Annotated in this window: 17 protein-coding genes; 5 read left to right on the top strand and 12 right to left on the bottom strand. The window is 72.7% G+C overall.

Features of this window, described 5'->3' with window-relative positions; genetic code table 11:
- Positions 1 to 2 precede the first annotated feature (2 nt).
- The 3 genes from QP089_RS40750 to QP089_RS40740 all read right to left on the bottom strand — a co-directional run bounded on the left by QP089_RS40750 (position 3) and on the right by QP089_RS40740 (position 2,235).
- Positions 3 to 773: an SGNH/GDSL hydrolase family protein gene (locus QP089_RS40750; protein WP_285919577.1), complete on the bottom strand. Its 771-nt coding sequence runs from the start codon at positions 771 to 773 to the stop codon at positions 3 to 5.
- Entirely contained in the window at positions 774 to 1,328 is a 555-nt protein-coding gene (locus QP089_RS40745) for a PadR family transcriptional regulator (protein ID WP_285919575.1), read from the bottom strand.
- A gap of 91 nt (positions 1,329 to 1,419) precedes the next feature.
- The gene (locus tag QP089_RS40740) at positions 1,420 to 2,235 is read right to left on the bottom strand and encodes a class I SAM-dependent methyltransferase (RefSeq protein ID WP_285919573.1); all 816 of its coding nucleotides are present in this window, start codon (positions 2,233 to 2,235) and stop codon (positions 1,420 to 1,422) included.
- 63 nt (positions 2,236 to 2,298) lie between these two features.
- Here QP089_RS40740 and QP089_RS40735 point away from each other — a divergent pair, with 63 nt between their 5' ends.
- Positions 2,299 to 2,898: a TetR/AcrR family transcriptional regulator gene (locus QP089_RS40735; protein ID WP_285919572.1), complete on the top strand. Its 600-nt coding sequence runs from the start codon at positions 2,299 to 2,301 to the stop codon at positions 2,896 to 2,898.
- Between the two features lie 11 nt (positions 2,899 to 2,909).
- Here QP089_RS40735 and QP089_RS40730 read toward each other — a convergent pair whose 3' ends face one another.
- Positions 2,910 to 4,124: an MFS transporter gene (locus QP089_RS40730; RefSeq protein ID WP_285919570.1), complete on the bottom strand. Its 1,215-nt coding sequence runs from the start codon at positions 4,122 to 4,124 to the stop codon at positions 2,910 to 2,912.
- A 37-nt stretch (positions 4,125 to 4,161) separates the two neighbouring features.
- On the opposite strand from QP089_RS40730, the gene QP089_RS40725 reads away from it, so the two are divergent.
- The gene (locus QP089_RS40725) at positions 4,162 to 5,211 is read left to right on the top strand and encodes a LacI family DNA-binding transcriptional regulator (RefSeq protein ID WP_285919568.1); all 1,050 of its coding nucleotides are present in this window, start codon (positions 4,162 to 4,164) and stop codon (positions 5,209 to 5,211) included.
- Between the two features lie 75 nt (positions 5,212 to 5,286).
- On the opposite strand, the gene QP089_RS40720 is transcribed toward QP089_RS40725, so the two are convergent.
- From QP089_RS40720 to QP089_RS40710, 3 genes are read right to left on the bottom strand one after another with little or no spacing between them, the layout of a single operon-like run.
- Positions 5,287 to 5,469 (bottom strand): DUF397 domain-containing protein, encoded by a 183-nt coding sequence (locus tag QP089_RS40720; protein WP_285919764.1) that lies wholly within the window; start codon positions 5,467 to 5,469, stop codon positions 5,287 to 5,289.
- Between the two features lie 20 nt (positions 5,470 to 5,489).
- Entirely contained in the window at positions 5,490 to 5,696 is a 207-nt protein-coding gene (locus QP089_RS40715) for a DUF397 domain-containing protein (protein WP_285919566.1), read from the bottom strand.
- Positions 5,693 to 6,547 (bottom strand): helix-turn-helix domain-containing protein, encoded by an 855-nt coding sequence (locus tag QP089_RS40710; protein ID WP_285919564.1) that lies wholly within the window; start codon positions 6,545 to 6,547, stop codon positions 5,693 to 5,695. The genes QP089_RS40715 and QP089_RS40710 overlap by 4 nt, the downstream gene beginning before the upstream one ends.
- A 231-nt stretch (positions 6,548 to 6,778) precedes the next feature.
- Here QP089_RS40710 and QP089_RS40705 point away from each other — a divergent pair, with 231 nt between their 5' ends.
- Positions 6,779 to 7,219, top strand: coding sequence for an ATP-binding protein (locus tag QP089_RS40705; protein WP_285919562.1), 441 nt, complete (start codon positions 6,779 to 6,781; stop codon positions 7,217 to 7,219).
- A 266-nt stretch (positions 7,220 to 7,485) separates the two neighbouring features.
- Here the strand turns inward: QP089_RS40705 and QP089_RS40700 are convergent, their stop codons facing one another.
- On the bottom strand, positions 7,486 to 8,484 hold the full coding sequence (locus tag QP089_RS40700; RefSeq protein WP_285919560.1) for an aminoglycoside phosphotransferase family protein: 999 nt from the start codon (positions 8,482 to 8,484) through the stop codon (positions 7,486 to 7,488).
- Positions 8,485 to 8,646: 162 nt separating this feature from the next.
- Here QP089_RS40700 and QP089_RS40695 point away from each other — a divergent pair, with 162 nt between their 5' ends.
- Complete coding sequence (locus tag QP089_RS40695; RefSeq protein ID WP_285919558.1) at positions 8,647 to 10,209, top strand: GMC oxidoreductase; 1,563 nt, start codon at positions 8,647 to 8,649, stop codon at positions 10,207 to 10,209.
- A gap of 49 nt (positions 10,210 to 10,258) precedes the next feature.
- Here QP089_RS40695 and bioB read toward each other — a convergent pair whose 3' ends face one another.
- Both bioB and pdxR read right to left on the bottom strand, forming a co-directional pair.
- Positions 10,259 to 11,320 carry a biotin synthase BioB gene (bioB, locus tag QP089_RS40690; protein ID WP_285919557.1) on the bottom strand — a complete coding sequence of 354 codons (1,062 nt, stop codon included), beginning with the start codon at positions 11,318 to 11,320 and terminating at the stop codon, positions 10,259 to 10,261.
- 33 nt (positions 11,321 to 11,353) lie between these two features.
- Entirely contained in the window at positions 11,354 to 12,820 is a 1,467-nt protein-coding gene (gene pdxR / locus QP089_RS40685) for a MocR-like pyridoxine biosynthesis transcription factor PdxR (RefSeq protein ID WP_285919555.1), read from the bottom strand.
- A gap of 46 nt (positions 12,821 to 12,866) precedes the next feature.
- On the opposite strand from pdxR, the gene QP089_RS40680 reads away from it, so the two are divergent.
- Entirely contained in the window at positions 12,867 to 13,619 is a 753-nt protein-coding gene (locus QP089_RS40680; RefSeq protein WP_285919553.1) for a phosphodiesterase, read from the top strand.
- Here the strand turns inward: QP089_RS40680 and QP089_RS40675 are convergent.
- The gene (locus tag QP089_RS40675) at positions 13,570 to 14,367 is read right to left on the bottom strand and encodes an IclR family transcriptional regulator (RefSeq protein WP_285919551.1); all 798 of its coding nucleotides are present in this window, start codon (positions 14,365 to 14,367) and stop codon (positions 13,570 to 13,572) included. The two genes, QP089_RS40680 and QP089_RS40675, sit on opposite strands and share 50 nt — an antisense overlap.
- 19 nt (positions 14,368 to 14,386) lie before the next feature.
- Positions 14,387 to 15,856, bottom strand: coding sequence for a dihydroorotase (locus QP089_RS40670; protein ID WP_285919549.1), 1,470 nt, complete (start codon positions 15,854 to 15,856; stop codon positions 14,387 to 14,389).
- Between the last annotated feature and the right edge of the window lie 126 nt (positions 15,857 to 15,982).

The following is a 15,982-nucleotide window of genomic DNA, read 5'->3' as shown; positions in this document are numbered from 1 at the left end:
CCTCACGTCAGGACGACCGGCTCCAGCCGCGGCCTCTTCGCGGTGCGGCCGTCCCCCGATGAGCGTCCGCGCAGGCGGCGCACGATCCACGGCCCCATGAACCCGGCCGCCCATGCCGCCTCGCCCGCGGCCCGTCGCCACGGCGGGACGGGCCGCAGCGGCGCGAGCGCGTCGGACCAGGACGCGTCGCTCCCGGGCAGGCCGAGCGCGTGCGCGGTGGCCGCCGCGATGCGCGCGTGCCCGAGCGGGGACGCGTGGATGCGGTCGGTGCTCCACAGCCGCGGATCGGTCGTCACGGGATGCGGGAACGTGTCCACCACGGCGGCACCGTGCCGGCCGGCCGCCTCCCGGATGCGCTCGTTGAAATCGACCACCCGCGGCCGCAGGTGCCGTACCAGCGGCGCGATCCGCGCGACGTCGGGGAAGGTGAACGTGACCACCCTCGCACCGGACGCGGCGAACGCCGACAGCATCGCCTCGAGCTCCGCCGCGACGGCGCCCGCATCGAATCCTGGCCGGACCAGGTCGTTCATGCCGGCCATGACCGTCACCAGGTCCGGTTCGAGGGCGAGCGCGGCCTCGGTCTGCTCCGCCCGCACCCGCGCGGCGAGCCGCCCGCGCACCGCGAGGTTGGCGTAGCGGAAGTCCGGCTCGTCCGCCGCGAGCAGCTCGGCCAGCCGGTCGGCCCATCCCCGGTAGCCGCGGCGCTCGTCGCCGTCGTTCAGGCCCTCGGTCTGGCTGTCCCCCACCGCGACGTATCTGAGGTACCCCATTCAGCCGACCCGCTGCCGGAGCACGTTCAGGGCCCACTCGCCCCACCGCTGGTTCTCGCGTTCGAACTCCAGGCCGCGCATCAGCGTCAGGTAGGGGCCGACGCGGTCGGCGTGCGCGAGGAACTCCTCCTCGGTGCGGCCGTCCAGCAGCCTGGCCTGCAGCCGCTCGAACCGGGCGATCTTCGCCCGCGCCCACTCCACCCGCTCCTCGACGGCCGCCCGCACGCCCTCGGCGTCGCCCGCGTCGACGGCCTGCACCATGACCATCATCTCGTCGCGGATCGCGCCCGGGCGCGGCGGCCTCGCGGTGAACTCCCGCAGCTCGCGCCGGCCCTCCTCGGTCAGCGAGAACAGCCGCTTGTTCGGCCGCCGCTCCTGCTGGACGAGCCGCGCCGCCACCAGGCCGTCGTCGCGCATGCGGTCGAGCTCCCGGTACAGCTGCTGCGGCGTGGCCATCCAGAAGTTCGCCACCGACGCGTCGAACCCCTTGGCGAGGTCGTACCCCGACGCCTCACCCTCCAGCAACGCGGCCATCACCGCGTGACGCAACGACATGATCCGAAGATAGCGCCGGACCATTATTCAATCTATTGACTAGACACGAATGTGACTACCACCACGAGCCTGCCGGCGGCGGGCGGGCGGGTCAGGGAGCAGCAGCCCGCGTGGCGGTCAGGGCGATGGTGGTGTAGGGCATGGTGAACGAGCCGCCCAGCGCGTCGATCGCGGAGCCGACGCCGTCCAGGACCTCCGCCACCTTCTCCGGTGGCAGGCGGGTGAGGGGCCCCTGCGTGGGCATCTGGTCGAGCCACTCGTCGCGGGTGTAGGTGCACTCCCACCTGAAACGCCACTCTTCGGGGGCGGTGAAGGCGCCGGTCTCCTCGATCCCCTCGGTGGCCTTGTCGAGGATGGGGCGGTAGGCGTCCGTGGCCTGCCGCGCCGCCTGCGTGTTGAACGGCGAGTCCGGTGCCACGCGCCGGTAGACCGCGACGAAGGCCTCGGTGACCTCGGCCGGCAGTTGGAACGCGTGCCAGAAGACGGCCAGGCGGCCGGCGGGGCGCAGGGCCAGCGCGGCCTTGGCGGCGCCGGCGACCGGGTCGACCCAGTGCCAGGCCGTGCCGGCGACGGCGGCGTCGAACGTCCGGCCGGCCGGGTCCCACTCCTCGATCGTCGCCACCTCCACCTCGACGCCGGTGCGGCGCGCGAACGCCGCCATCCGGGGGTCGGGCTCCACGCCGAGGACCCGGCATCCGGCCGCCCGGAACTGCCGTGCCTCGATGCCGGTGCCGCAGCCGATGTCGAGGACGTCGCGTCCGGGACTGCCCTCGACGATCCGCTCGATGAGGGCGTCCGGGTACGGCGGGCGGGTGCGGTCGTAGCGCTCGGTGTCGATGCCGAACGACTCGGCCACGTCCCGGTGCTGGTGAGGGGCCAGCGGCCGCCCCGGCGGTAGAGTGGTCATGTGCCCACTATAAATGGGCGGTCGCCCACTCTGTCAACGGGCGCACGGAGGGAGAGGTGCACTGTGCCGACCGGGGTGGCTCTGCGGGACGCTCGGCAGCAGCTGTTCGACGCGGCCGAGCGCGTCCTGCTCCGCGACGGGCCGAACGCGCTGACCAGCCGGGCCGTCACCACCGAGGCCGGATGCGCCAAGGGCGTCCTGCACCGGCACTTCAGCGACTTCGACACCTTCCTCGCCGAACTCGTCGAGGACCGCATCGCCCGCGTCCGGGCGCAGGAGGCGGACCTGCGCGCGTCGGCCGGGACCGGGACCGTCGCGGGCAACCTCGCCGAGGCCCTGACCAGCGTGTTCGAGACGGTCGCGGTGGCCATCGTCGCCCTCATCACCTCGCGGGACGAGCTGCGCGCCAAGCTCCGCGCGACCAGGCCGACCGGGGTGCCGCTCGCCTCCGAGGCGACCGCCATGATCGCCTCCTACCTGGTCGCCGAACGCGACCTGGGCCGCATCGCCGCCGACGCCGACGTGGACGCCCTCGCCCCGATGCTGGTCGGCGCCGGGCACCTGGTGTTCGCCGACCGGACCGGCCCCCGCCCGGACCCCGAGGCCGTCCGCCGGGTCGTCAGCACGACGATCGCCGGGGTCGTCCGCGACCCGCGGGGTTGATCGTCCGCTGATCAGCGCACCGGGACCCGGCCGTCCCGCTCACGTGCGTCCGGCGTACTGGTGCCGAGGCCGCTGAGACGCAGGAACACCGGGGTGAGGACGAGCAGGGCGGCGGCGAGGGCGGCGATCGCGAGCATGGCTGCGCGCAGCCCCACGGCGTCGGCCCACAGCCCGACGTACACCGGTCCGAGGAGGAACCCGAGGTAGGACACGGTCGTCACGACGGAGGTGGCGCGGCCGCGGCGGGACTCCTCGACGTTCCGCGAGACGATGCCGAGCAGGGTCGGGAACAGTACCGCGGTTCCGGCGGCGGCCACCGCGAGCCCGAGCCCGGCGACGAGGAGCGTGGGCGCCGCCGCGATGAGGGCCGCCCCGCCGGCGGCGACCGTCGCGCCAGCGAGGAGGACGGTGCGGGCGTGGGCGGCCTTGAGCCCGCCGACGGCGAACCGGGTGATCGCGACCGCTCCGGCGAACACGGCGGGCGCGACGGCGCTGAGCCCGGTGCCCGAGTGGAGTTCGTCGTGGGCGAAGACGGCGCTCCAGCTCTGGTGCGCGTTCTCCCCGGCGAAACCGAGCGCGCCCAGCGTCCCGATGAGCACGAACGGGACGATCCCGCCCCGTCCGGACGGCATCGGGACGTGCTCCCGGGCCCGCCCGTCGCCGCTTCCGGCGCCCAGGGTCGCGAGCAGGGCGGCGCCGGCCGCCAAGGAGGCGACGGCCACGGCCGCGAACGGGACCACGACCGGCAGCGACGCGGCCGACCCGGTGGCGAGGCTCGCGAGGACCACGAGGCTGGAGAAGACGCCGTGGGCGCGGGTGATGACGGGACGGCCGGCGATCCTCTCCGCACGACCCGCGACCGCGTTCATGGCCACGTCCGCCGCTCCGCTGGTGGCGCCGACGACGGCCAGCCCGGCGCACAGGGACGGCAGGTCCACCGCGGTCAGCGCCATTCCGGCGCCGGCGCAGCCGAGGGCGGCGATGGCCGCGGCCGCGACCCGCGGCCCCCATCGGTCGAGCGCCCGGCCCATGAGCAGCATCGAGGGAAGGGCGCCACCGCCCACGAACAGCAGCGCGAAGCCGAGTCCGCCGTCGTCGATGCCGGCCTGCCGCTGCACCCGTGGCACGGAGGCACCCCACACACCCCAGAAAGCGCCGAACGCCGCGAAGGCCACGATCGCCGAAGCGATCAGGCGGCGCGGCGACGAGGCAGGCATCCCGGACATATGTGTAACGATACACAAGCCCGCTAGGCTGGTCGTCATGGAATCGTCCGCGGATGCCAAGCGGGTGACGCTCGCGCAGGTCGCCGAGCTGGCCGGGGTCTCGGTCATGACCGCCTCGTACACCTACAACCGGCCGGAGCGCGTGTCGGACCGGGCGCGATCGAAGGTGCTCGACGCGGCGGCCCGGCTCGGCTACGCCGGTCCCGACCCGAGCGCCCGGTCGCTGCGCCGCGGCAGCACCCGCGCCCTCGGCGTCGTCATGGGCGAGCATCTGAGCTACGCGTTCGAGGATCCGGAGGCGGCGTCGTTCCTGGCGGGGATCGCCGACGTCTGCGCCGATCGCGGGTACGGCATGACCATCCTGCCGATCACCGGCGCCGCCGACGACGGCCGCCGGATCACCGAGGCCGCCGTCGACGGGTTCGTCGTCTGGACCACCTCCGACGACGACCCGGTCCTGCCGGCCGTCCGGGCGGTGAAGCGTCCCGCGGTGGTCCACGGAGGCCCGGCGGTCCCCGGGCTCGGATTGGTGAGCATCGACAACCGCGCGGCGGCCCGCGCGATCGGCGCGCTCGCGTTCGCGGGCGCGTCACGTCCGGCGGTGGTGAGCTTCCCGCTCTCCCGGGACCGGGTCAGCACGATCACTACCGGCATCGATCCGCCGGACGTCCTGTTCCCGGTGACCCGCGACCGGCTGGAGGGCTACCGGCAGGCGGCCGAGAGCGCCGGCATCGCCTGGCGCGACGTGACCGTCGCGGTGTGCGCGCGCAACGACACGGCCGAGGCCGAGCGGATCGCGGCGGCCCTGCTGGCCTCCCCCGAGCCGCCCGACGCGATCGCCGCGATGAGCGACCAGCAGGCGGCCGGGGTCCTCGACGCCGTCCGCGCCGCCGGCCGCACCGTTCCGGGCGACGTGGCGGTGACCGGGTGGGACGACGCGGCGGTGGCGGCGCGGCTCGGCCTGACGACGGTCGCCCAGTCGCTCCGCGACCAGGGCGCCGCCTGCGCCCGCGCGGCCCTCGGCGAACCACTGGACTCCCGAGCCGCCCCCTGGACCATCGTCCGCCGAACCACCACCCACCCCTGACCAGCCCACCACCCATCCCGCAACGCAGCGACTCAACCGGCGTCCCTCAGAAGGACCGCTACCGCCTCGGGCAGATCACGCGTCATAAAGGCCGCGCTTAACGTCACCGAGGAACGCCGCCCACTCCCCCGGACTGAAGGCCAGCACGGGCCCCGACGGGTCCTTCGAGTCCCGCGCCACGACACCTCGCGTCATGCACCCGACCTCGACACACTGAGTCCCTTGCCCAGAACTGTAACTGCTGGTCCGCCAACACATCGTGGGCAACTCGCGCCCGTTCATGAGTCGTACGCACCACCTTTGATCTCGCTGAGGAACGCCGCCCACTCCCGTGGTTCGAACGCGAGCACCGGTCCGGACGGATCCTTTGAGTCCCGCGTTACGACGTCCCGCGCCAGGCGGCCGGCCTCCACACACTCGGCCGGGTCCTGCGTGCTGTAACTGCTCTTGCGCCACCGCGCCCGCTCAGGGAAATGTCCGCTCATAGTTGAGACGCTATCTCCCGAATGAGATCACAGGAGTCACTCTCCGAGAGCGCCCGCGATGTGAGCTCCGTATGCACCCGTTCGTACTCGGCGATTCTTGCTGGCTCGTCGATGAGCCAGCTGCGGGTGAGGCTGTGGGTCGCCACGACTTGCAGAGGAACTTCCGCCCCGACGTCCAGAATCGTGAACGAGCCGTCCATGCCCGGGTGCGCGCCCGCGCACAACGGCATCACCCTCAGGTCATGTCGACTTTCCTCCGCGACCGCCAGGATCTTCGTGAGTTGCCCGTTCATCACGCTCGGGCCCCCGACGAGCATGCGCAACACGGCCTCGGCGACGACCCAGGAGGCGCGCAGCGTGGGCTTGTCGAGAATGTGTTGCCGCCTCAGCCGGAACTCCACCGCCTTCTTTCGATGCGGCTCGGTTCGGATGGAGTCGTACGCCGCGAAGACCGCGGCCGTGTACGCGGGGGTCTGCAGGAGGCCCGGGACGGCCGTGCTCTCAAAGGAGCGGATGCGTGAGGCTTCCCCTTCAAGGGACACGAAGTCCACGATGAACGGAGTCTTCGGAACGTCGAAGTCGCGCCACCAGCCGGGTTTGCGCCCCTGCGCGGCGAGGTCGAGCAGACGGGCACGTTCGCGTTCGTCCGTAACGCCATAGTGGTCGAGAATCTGGCGGAGGTCCCGAGGGCGGATGGCGCGGTGGCCGTTCTCGTAGGCGCTGAGCGACGCCGGAGAGCGCTCGACCAGCCGTGCCGCGGCCTCCTGCGTCAGGCCGCGCTCGTCCCGGTATCGGCGTAGCGCATTCCCGATCTTTCGCCGACGATATGAGAACTGATCTCCTGACGACATGTCAGCATGATGTCACCCTGGGTGTTCGATTGGCGGTGGCTTGCCACGGCTTCCATACATTCGAAATTAGATACTTCAGCTTTTGCACACGCCACGGGCAGATGGCTCTCACCTCGCAGGAACGTGTTGATGAGGTGACGGAGTGCAGTGAGCCTGACGGATGTCGAAGAGAGGAAGGGTGCGATGACATCCGGCAAGGCTCGGTATGCGTGGACGGGACAGAAAGACGCGATGGAACTTCTGGGAGCGCTCACGCTTCCGGGAATTGAGCGGTCCGTCCCTTATGTTCGGCTTTTTCTACGGGACACGTTCGTTCCCGGGTACGTCGCGCCCGGTGACGAACTGCTGGCCGACATGGCGCTGGTGGTGGACGAGCTGGCGGCGAACGGGATCCGGCACACCGCGTCCGGGAGGGGCGGGAAGATCACGATCGCGCTGTGGGCGGGACGGGGCGTGCTGCGCGCCGAGGTGACCGACGACGGCGCGAACGGCGCGCGGCCGGTCGTGCGGACCGACCCGAGCGGTGAGAGCGGGCGCGGCCTGCACATCGTCGCCGCGCTCGCCAAGGCGTGGGGACACCGCCCCGACGGCCCGGGCACAACGGTATGGGCCGACTTCCCGGCCGGGCGGGGGCAGCGGAACCTGGCCGCCGGCCCCCGGCCGCTCGCGTGATCAGCGCCTTCGTCAGATCGTGGGGGCCATCGCGCCGAACGCGCGGTCGAGCAGGTCGGTGCGGTCGGCCGCGCCGTCGCTGCGGAGCCATTCGCGGTTCGCGGCGTCCAGCGCCGCTGCGGCGCAACCGGTGAGGTGGATGCGCTCTCCCCACTCGCGAAGGACCGCCCACCGAGGCGCGCGAGCGTGTTGGGCGAGGCCGTGTGCGATGCCGTCTGGGAGCGATGCGAACGGCGCAGCGGCCTCGCACCGTGAGTGGAACGCTCTCAGAGCGTTCGGGTTTTCAGCCATTCGAGGGCGGCGGTGCCTTGGGCGGTCTGGAAGGCGCGGAGGGTGGGCAGGCCGGGTGGCGGGGGTTGGCGGCCGTTCCAGACGAGGAAGCCGGCCCAGGCGATGAGGGCGGTCGTCACCGCGTCAGGGTCGGCGTCGCGGGCGAGGGGGTGGGCGGCGAAGAGCGGTTCGCAGGGCGGGCCGCCCTGCATGCGGACGCTGGGCAGGAGCAGCAGCAGGTCGAAACAGGGGGCGGCCGTGCAGGCCCAGGGCCAGTCGACGACGACCACTCGGTCGGGTGTGAGGAGGAGGTTGTCGGCGCGCAGGTCGGCGTGGGCGAGGGTGGTGCCGTGGACGGCGGCGGGCCAGGCGGGTTCGCGGGCCGCCAGTTGAGGCAGGTGGCGGGCGGCCCACGGGTCGAGGCCGGTCAGGTCGTCCTCGCCCCGGCGGTGCGCATCGGCGAGGAGGCGCCAGCCGCGGAACTCGTCGGCGAAGCGGAACTCGGCCGACGGGGCGTGGACGGGGGCAGGGGTCAGGCTGCGGGCCAGGTCGTCCACGGCGTCTAGGACCCGGTCCAGTTCGGCGCGGATCCAGGGCTGCGCCGGGGGCGCGCCGTCCACGTCCTCGAACAGCAGGACCACCCAGCCGTCGCGGTCGAACGACCCGAGGAACGCGGGCGTGGGCGCGTGGGCGGGCAGCGCGGCGGCGATCGTCGCCTCGGACCGGTGGATGTCCGGGCTGTCGGGATTCAGGTGCGGCCCGACCGCCTTGACGAAGGCGCGGCGGCCGTCGGCGAGCCGCAGGCGGGCGGCCACGCCCGGGGAGAAGCCGCCGCGCTGGGTGACCGCCTCGGCGACGCGCCCGCCGAGGGCCTCTTCGACGGCGGTGCGCAGGGCGGCGGGGACGGCCGTCCACGGGAGGCGTTCACCGGCGGCAGGGGGCGGTGTGGCGGGCGTTTCCGGCGTGGCGGGTGTGGCGTCGGCGGGCGGGATCATTCCCGCATGCTGCCGATCCTGCGGGTTCGGGCGCAACGGATTTCCGTTCTGTCAGTCCATTGACAAAGCCGCGGAGTGAAGTTGGTCACAGGCTTCATTCCGCGCGCCGCAGGCGTGGGTGACAGTTTCCGGCAACCACCCCGAGGCCGGAGGTTCACCCCAATGAGCACTCTCAGTCGCCGATCATTTCTGCAGGTGTCCGCGGGGAGCGGGCTGGCCGTCGCGCTGGGCGGGGCGCTCGGCCGTCCCGCGGCCGCGGCGGGACGGACGGACTACAAGGCGATCGTGGTCGGCTCCGGTTTCGGCGGGTCGATCAGCGCGTACCGGCTCGGGCAGGCGGGCGTCGACACGCTCGTCCTGGAACGCGGGCAGGAATGGCCGACCGACCCGCAGAAGGCGGTGTTCGGGTCGCAGCTGAACTACAGCGAGAAGATGTTCTGGTTCCGCACCTACGCCGACTGGCCGATGGTGCTGCCGTTCCCGATGACGCCGTACGCGGGCGTCATGGAGGTGTCGAACGAGAAGAACCTCAACATCGCGTGCGGGGCGGGCCTCGGCGGCGGGTCGCTGGTCTACACGTGCGCGACCGTGGCGCCGCCGCAGAAGTACTTCGAGAGGCTGTTCCCGACCGGCATCACCTATCAGGAGATGACGTCCAAGTGGTATCCGATGGTGCAGTCGGTACTGAAACCCAGCGTGATGCCGGACGACATTTACGGGTCGGCGCCGTTCACGCACTCGCGGGTGTGGGACCAGCACATCGCGAAGGCCGGGTACAGCTCCGAGAAGCTGCTGTCGATGTTCAACTGGGACGTCATCCGCAAGGAGCTCTCCGGGACCGTGCGGCCGTCGGCCATCGCGGGCGAGACCGATTTCGGGTGCAGTGACGGCGCCAAGAACAGCCTCACGGTGAACTACATCCCGGCGGCGAAGGCCACCGGGAAGGTGCAGTTCCAGACGATGAGCGAGGTGGAGTCCATCGGCGTCGGGACGGACGGGCGGTACCGGCTCGCGGTCCGGCACCTCGACACCGCGGGCAAGACCCTCGACACCGTCGAGTACACCTGCGACATGCTGTTCCTGTGCGCCGGGACGCTCAACACCAACCGGCTGCTCGTCGCGGCGCGGGAGACCGGCGCGCTGCCCGACCTGGCCGCCTCGGTGGGGACGGGCTTCGGCGACAACGGCGACCAGTACGCGGGCTACAGCTACACGGGCCCGGCCGGGCCGAGCCAGGGCGCGCCGAGCGCGTCCACGATCTTCGTGGACGGGGAGTTCGCGCTTCCGATCCGCGTGGAGAGCTGGCAGCTGATCGAGGCGCAGGGCCTGCCGATCCTTCAGACGCTGGTGATGACCGCCGACACGGAGAACCGGGCCGCGTTCGTCTACGACAAGGCGAGCAAGCAGGTGAAGCTGACGGACTGGGCGGGCAAGGCGGACGCGGCGGCCAAGTCGGCGTCGGACTGGGTGAACAAGGTCATGCACGCCAACTCCGACGCCATCCCGATCTCGGTGAGGTGGCCGGCGACGCTGACCGCGCATCCGCTGGGCGGCTGCGTGCTGGGCGAGTCGTCCGACCTGTACGGGCGGGTGAAGGGCTACAAGGGCCTGTACGCGCTGGACGGGTCGATGATCCCCGGCAGCGTCGGCGGCGCCAACCCGTCGTTCACGATCGCGGCCCTGACCGAGCGGAACATCGCCGACATCATCGCCAAGTCCGGGTGACGGCCGTTCCGGCGCCCGCCCGAGTGCGGCCGGGCGCCGGGACGGGCGGTCAGGCGTTCGGCGGCAGCGCCGTGCCGGCGCCGCGGCGGCGCACGGCCACGGCCTCGGTGCGGCGGTGCTCGGGCATGCTGGGCGTGTCGGCGCCCTCCACCTCGAACCCGAGGTCCTCGATCATCTCCAGGTCGGCCTTGCCGGCCTGGCCCTCGCTGGTCAGGTAGTCGCCCAGGAAGATCGAGTTCACGATGTGCAGGGCGAGCGGCTGGAGGCTGCGCAGGTGGATCTCGCGGCCGCCGGCGAGCCGGACCTCCACGTCCGGGTTGACGAACCGGACCATCGCCAGGATGCGCAGGCAGCGCTGCGGGGTCAGCGTCCACCGCTCGGCCAGCGGGGTGCCGTCGAACGGGATGAGGAAGTTGACCGGGACGGAGTCGACGCCCAGGTCGCGCAGGGCGAACGCGACGTCGACGAGGTCCTCGTCGGTCTCCCCCATGCCGGCGATCAGCCCGGAGCACGGGGACAGCCCGGCGTCCTTGGACTTCTTGACGGTGTCCTGGCGGTCGCTGAAGTCGTGCGTGGAGCAGATGTCGGCGTACACGCCCTCGGAGGTGTTGAGGTTGTGGTTGTAGGCGTGGGCGCCGGCCTCGGCGAGCCGCTCGCCCTGGCCGTCGCGGAGCAGGCCGAGGCAGGCGCAGATCTCCACGTCGCCGCGCTCCTTGATCGCGGCGATGGTGTCGGCGACGCGCTCGACGTCCCGGTCGGTGGGCCCGCGGCCGCTGGCGACCAGGCAGACGCGCTTGGCGCCCGCCGCCATCCCGGCCGCGGCGGCGTCGGCGGCCTCCTCGGGCTTCAGCCAGGTGTACTTGAGGACGTCGGCCTGCGAGCCGAGCCGCTGCGAGCAGTACGAGCAGTCCTCGGGGCACAGCCCGGACTTGAGGTTGACCAGGTAGTTCAGCTTGACCCGGCGGCCGAACCAGTGCCGGCGGACGCGGCCCGCGGCGGCCACCACGTCGAGGAGGTCGTCGTCGGACGTCGCCAGCACCGCCAGCGCCTCGTCCCGCGTCGGCGGCTCGCGCCGCAGTCCCTTGCCGGCCAGGGTCTCGAGAAGGCTCATGGCAGACGATCCTTGCAGAACCCCCCTCCGGCGCTAATGACCAGGGCCGACAAACCGGACCGATCGCGGTTTGTACGCCAGGACCGAGCACAGCGCGTCGAGGGCCGCGGGGTAGCCGGCCTGGAGCGGGGTGCTGTAGCCGACGACGAGGCCGCGCGGCCGGCCGTCCGGACGCTGCCAGAACTCGCCGAGCGGCTGCAGTGCCAGGTCGCGGGCCGCGGCGCGGGCCATGATCTCCTCCTCGCCGGGGCCGCCGTCCGGCAGCAGGACGAGCGCGTGCAGCCCGGCCGCGACGCCCAGCACCCGGACGTGCGGCGCCCGGCGCCGCAGCGCGGCCACCAGCGCGTCGCGGCGGCGCCGGTAGCGCAGGCGGGCGGCGCGGACGTGCCGGTCGTAGGCGTGCCTGTCGATCATGTCGGCGAGGACGAGCTGCCCGAGCGACGGGGTGTGCGCGTCGGCGAGCCGCTTGGCCTCCGTCACCGGCTCGACCAGGCCGGCGGGCAGCACCGTCCAGGCCAGGCGCAGTGCCGGGGCCAGCGTCTTGGACGCGGTGCCCGCGTAGACGACGTGGCCGGGCGCGGTGCCCTGCAGCGACCCGACGGGCTGGCGGTCGTAGCGGAACTCGCCGTCGTAGTCGTCCTCGACGATGATCCCGCCGGTCCCGCGGGCCCAGGCGGTCGCGGCGCGGCGGCGGTCCGGGGCGAGCGTCGCGCCGGCGGGGTACTGGTGCGCCGGGGTGAGCACGGCGGCGCCGACGTCTCCGAGCAGGTCGGTGCGGGCACCGCCGTCGTCCACCGGGAGCGGCGCGACCCGCAGCCCGGCGCACTCGACGATGGCGCGGTGGTAGGGGTGGCCGGGCTCCTCCATGGCGATCGCGGACGTCCCGGCGTCGGCGAGGACGCGGGCGAGCAGCCCGAGGGCCTGCGCGTACCCGGACGTGATCACGATCCGCTCCGGGTCGGCGTCCACGCCCCGGACGCGGCGCAGGTATCCGGCCAGCGCGGCGCGCAGTTCGGGGCGTCCGCGCGGGTCGCTGAGCGCGTGCGCCTCCGGCGGCGCGGTGTTCAGGACGCGGCGGGTCGAGCGCAGCCAGGCCGAGGCGGGGAAGGTGCCGAGGTCGGGACGGCCCGGGCGGAGGTCGTGCGCCACCGTCCCGGCGGTCGCCCACGAACCGGCCCAGGCGGGCGCTGCCGCGAGAGCCGGGCGGGGGCGCGGCGCTTGCGGTTCGGCGGGGCGGATCTCGGCGACGCGGGTGGCGGCGCCCTGCCGCGCGGTCAGGTAGCCCTCGGCGGCCAGCTGGTCGTAGGCGGCCGTCACGGTCCCGCGCGAGACCCCGAGCTGCGCGGCGAGGGCGCGCGTCGAGGGGACGGCCGCGCCGGGCCCGAGGCGCCCGGTGCGGATCGCGTCGCGCAGGGCCCGTTCGAGGGCGTCCCGGCGCCCGCCGGACGGATCGAGCTCCAGATGCAGGTCCACTCCGGAACTGGTCCAGTCTTTCGCCATGGAACTGGATCTTAAAGTCGGTCCGGTCGGTGCCTAGGTTCGCGGCATGCTCACTTTCGCGCAGCTCAGCGACACCCACCTCGACGGCGGGGAGCGCGCCCTCGAACGCGCCCGCCGCGTCATGCGCCGGCTGGACGGCCTGCCGCTCGACGCCGTCCTCGTGACCGGCGACATCGCCGACCACGGCGCGCCCGCCGAGTACGAGCAGGCCCGCGCGGTACTCCGGTCGCCGCTCCCGGTGCTGACGTGCCCGGGCAACCACGACCGGCGGGAGGCCTTCCGCAAGGCGCTGCTCGGCGAGGAGCCGTCCGGCGGGCCGGTCAACCGGGTGCACACGGTCGGCGGCGCGGTCTTCGCCATGTGCGACTCGTCCGTCCCCGGGGAGGATCACGGGTTCCTCGACGACGAGACGATCACCTGGTTGGACGGCGTGCTCGGCGAGCAGCCCGACGCTCCCGCCTTCGTCTGCTTCCACCATCCGCCGGTCACGCTGAACGTCCCGTACGTGGACGCGATCCGGCAGTTCGGTGAGGACCGTCTCGCCGCTGTGCTCAAGAGGAACCCGCAGGTGGTGGCGGTGCTGTGCGGGCATGCGCACACTGCGGCGGTCACGACGTTCGCCGGACGGCCGCTGCTGGTGGCGCCGGGGGTCGTCTCCACGATCCGGCTGCCCGGACAGGACGGCGCGGTCGCCGACTACGCGGCGCCACCCGGCGTCGCGTTCCACACGCTGGACGACCAGCGGCGCTTCACGACCCACTTCCGGACGGTCGGCCCCGCGTCGTCCAGTTCCGGGTGATCTCCTCGGCGGCGTCGCGGACGAGCGTCCGGTACCGGTCGATCGCCTCCGGGGTGAAGCGGTGCCGGGGCCCGCAGACGCTGATCGAGCCGTGCACCTCGCCGTCCGGGCCGAACAGCGGGGCGGCGACCGACCCGGCGTCGGCCTGCCGCTCGCCGAGCGAGACGCCGACGCCGTCGCGCGCGGTCTCGGCGAGCTGCGCGCGCAACGCCGCCACGTCCGTGACGGTGCCGGGCGTCAGCGCGGCCAGCGGCCGCGCCAGCAGCGCCTCGCGGCGCTCCTCGGGCAGGAAGGCGAGGATCACCTTGCCCGAGGAGCCCGCGTGCAGCGGGAACCGGCGGCCGACCTCGACCGTCATCTTCACCTCGTGCGGGCTCTCGAACTGGTCGAGGTAGACCCGCTCGTCGGCGACCAGGCCGGACAGCGTCGTCGTCTCGCCGGTCTCGTCGCGCAGCCGGCGCAGCACCGGCGCGGCGGCGTTGCGGACGTTGAACCGGCGCAGCGCGCTGACGCCGAGCGCGACGGCGGCGGGCCCGAGCCGGTACCCGCCGGGGTCGGTCTCCAGCATCTCCCGCGACACCAGCGACCGCAGGATGCGGTGCACGACGGCCTTGGAGATGCCGAGCTCGCGGCTGATCGCGCTGACGCCGAGGTACTGCGGGCCCCCGGCGAACAGCAGCAGCACGTCGGCGACCCGCCCGGCCACCTCGGTGCCGGAGGACTGCCGTTCCACGGTCTGGTCGGTCACCCGATGATCCTAGGAGCCGTCAGCGCCCGCGGCGCAGGTACGTGCCGACCGGGTCGCCGAGCACCCGGTCGTCGCCGTAGACGTGGTGCCCGCGCACGAAGGTGTCGGTGACCTTCGCGGTCATCGGGAAGCCCTCGAACGGGGTGTACTCCTGCGCGGACTCGGAGTCGGCGGCGCGGACCGTCCAGGACACGTCCGGGTCGACCAGCGCGATGTCGGCGTCGTAGCCCTCGGCGATCGTGCCCTTGGTGAGCAGGCCGTAGCGGCGGGCGGGGTTCCACGAGGTCAGCTGCGCGACGCGCTGGAGCGGCAGGCCGCGCTTGAGGCCCTCGCCGACCAGGCCCGGCAGCAGGTACTCGGCGCCGCCGAACCCGGACTTGGCCAGGAAGACGTCGTCGCGGTCGGCGCCGAACTTCATCTCGTCGCGGCAGCAGGCGTGGTCGCTGACGATCCAGTCGACCTCGCCGGCCAGGACGTGCCGCCACAGCGCCTCGACGTCCTCGCGCTCGCGCAGCGGCGGGTTGACCTTGCCGCCCAGGCCGTGCGCGGTGTCGACGTCGGCGAGCAGGTGGCCGATGGTGACCTCGCGGCGGAAGTCGATGTGCGGGAACGCCGACGCCATGGTCAGCGCCGCCGACAGCGCCTTCTCCGACGACAGGTGCAGCAGGTTGATGTTCGGCAGGCCCGTCTCGTGCGCGAGGTAGGACGCGATGGTGACGGCCAGGCCCTCCGAGTGCGGCGGACGCGACGCGCTGTAGGCGCGCAGCCCGGTGAGCTTGCCCTCCTGCTCGACCATCTTGGTGTAGGCCGTCATGATCTCGGCGGTCTCGCAGTGCAGCGACAGGGAGATGTGGTCGGCGTAGTCCGTCAGCTGCTCGCGGGCCTTCTGGATGCCGCGCATGACGAACTCGAAGTGCGCGATGTCGTACCGCTCGTCCGGCGGCGTCATCAGGAACTCGCTCTGGCTGGTGGAGCGCCCGTGCAGCCCGTGGCTGCCGTAGAACATGAAGATCTTGAACGAGGTGACGCCGTGCTCCTCCACCAGGTACGGGATCTCGTCGATGTGCTCGGCCATCATCGGCGCAAGGTGGAACGCGTAGTCGACATAGGCGTTGCCACTGGCGGCGCTCAGCACCTCGGGGAAGAACTCGCGGTAGGGGCCGCCCTTGTTCAGGTAGTACTGGCCCGTGCGCATGTAGGTCAACGACGTGGTGACGCCGCCCTGCGCGCTGGCGCGGCTCTCCGAACGGGCGTCGGTGGCCAGCTCGTTGTAGATGCCCCAATGCTGGTGGGCGTCGACGACGCCCGGGAACGCCAGCTTGCCGCCGCCGTCGATCACCGTCGCGGCGTCGTCATCGGGAAGGTCGGGCGCAAGGCGGACGATGGTGCCGTCGTTGACGGCGATGTCGAGCGGTTCGGGCTCAGCGCCCTCGGGGGCGTCGGGGCGGACCACCCGCACGTTCTTGAGCAGCAGCTCGGTCGTTGCCATGGAGTCCTACCTTTTTCCTTGGGTCTGAACTGGTCGTTCGTAAGATCGGTGGGCCCGGGGGCTCTGGGTATGGCTGCCATGTAGTCGCCGTCCGATGGCTGAGGAGACTTGGCCGCCCAGAGCCCC

Source organism: Actinomadura opuntiae, from assembly GCF_030283205.1.
GTDB lineage: Bacteria > Actinomycetota > Actinomycetes > Streptosporangiales > Streptosporangiaceae > Spirillospora.
This window is presented reverse-complemented; position numbering and strand designations above follow the sequence as displayed.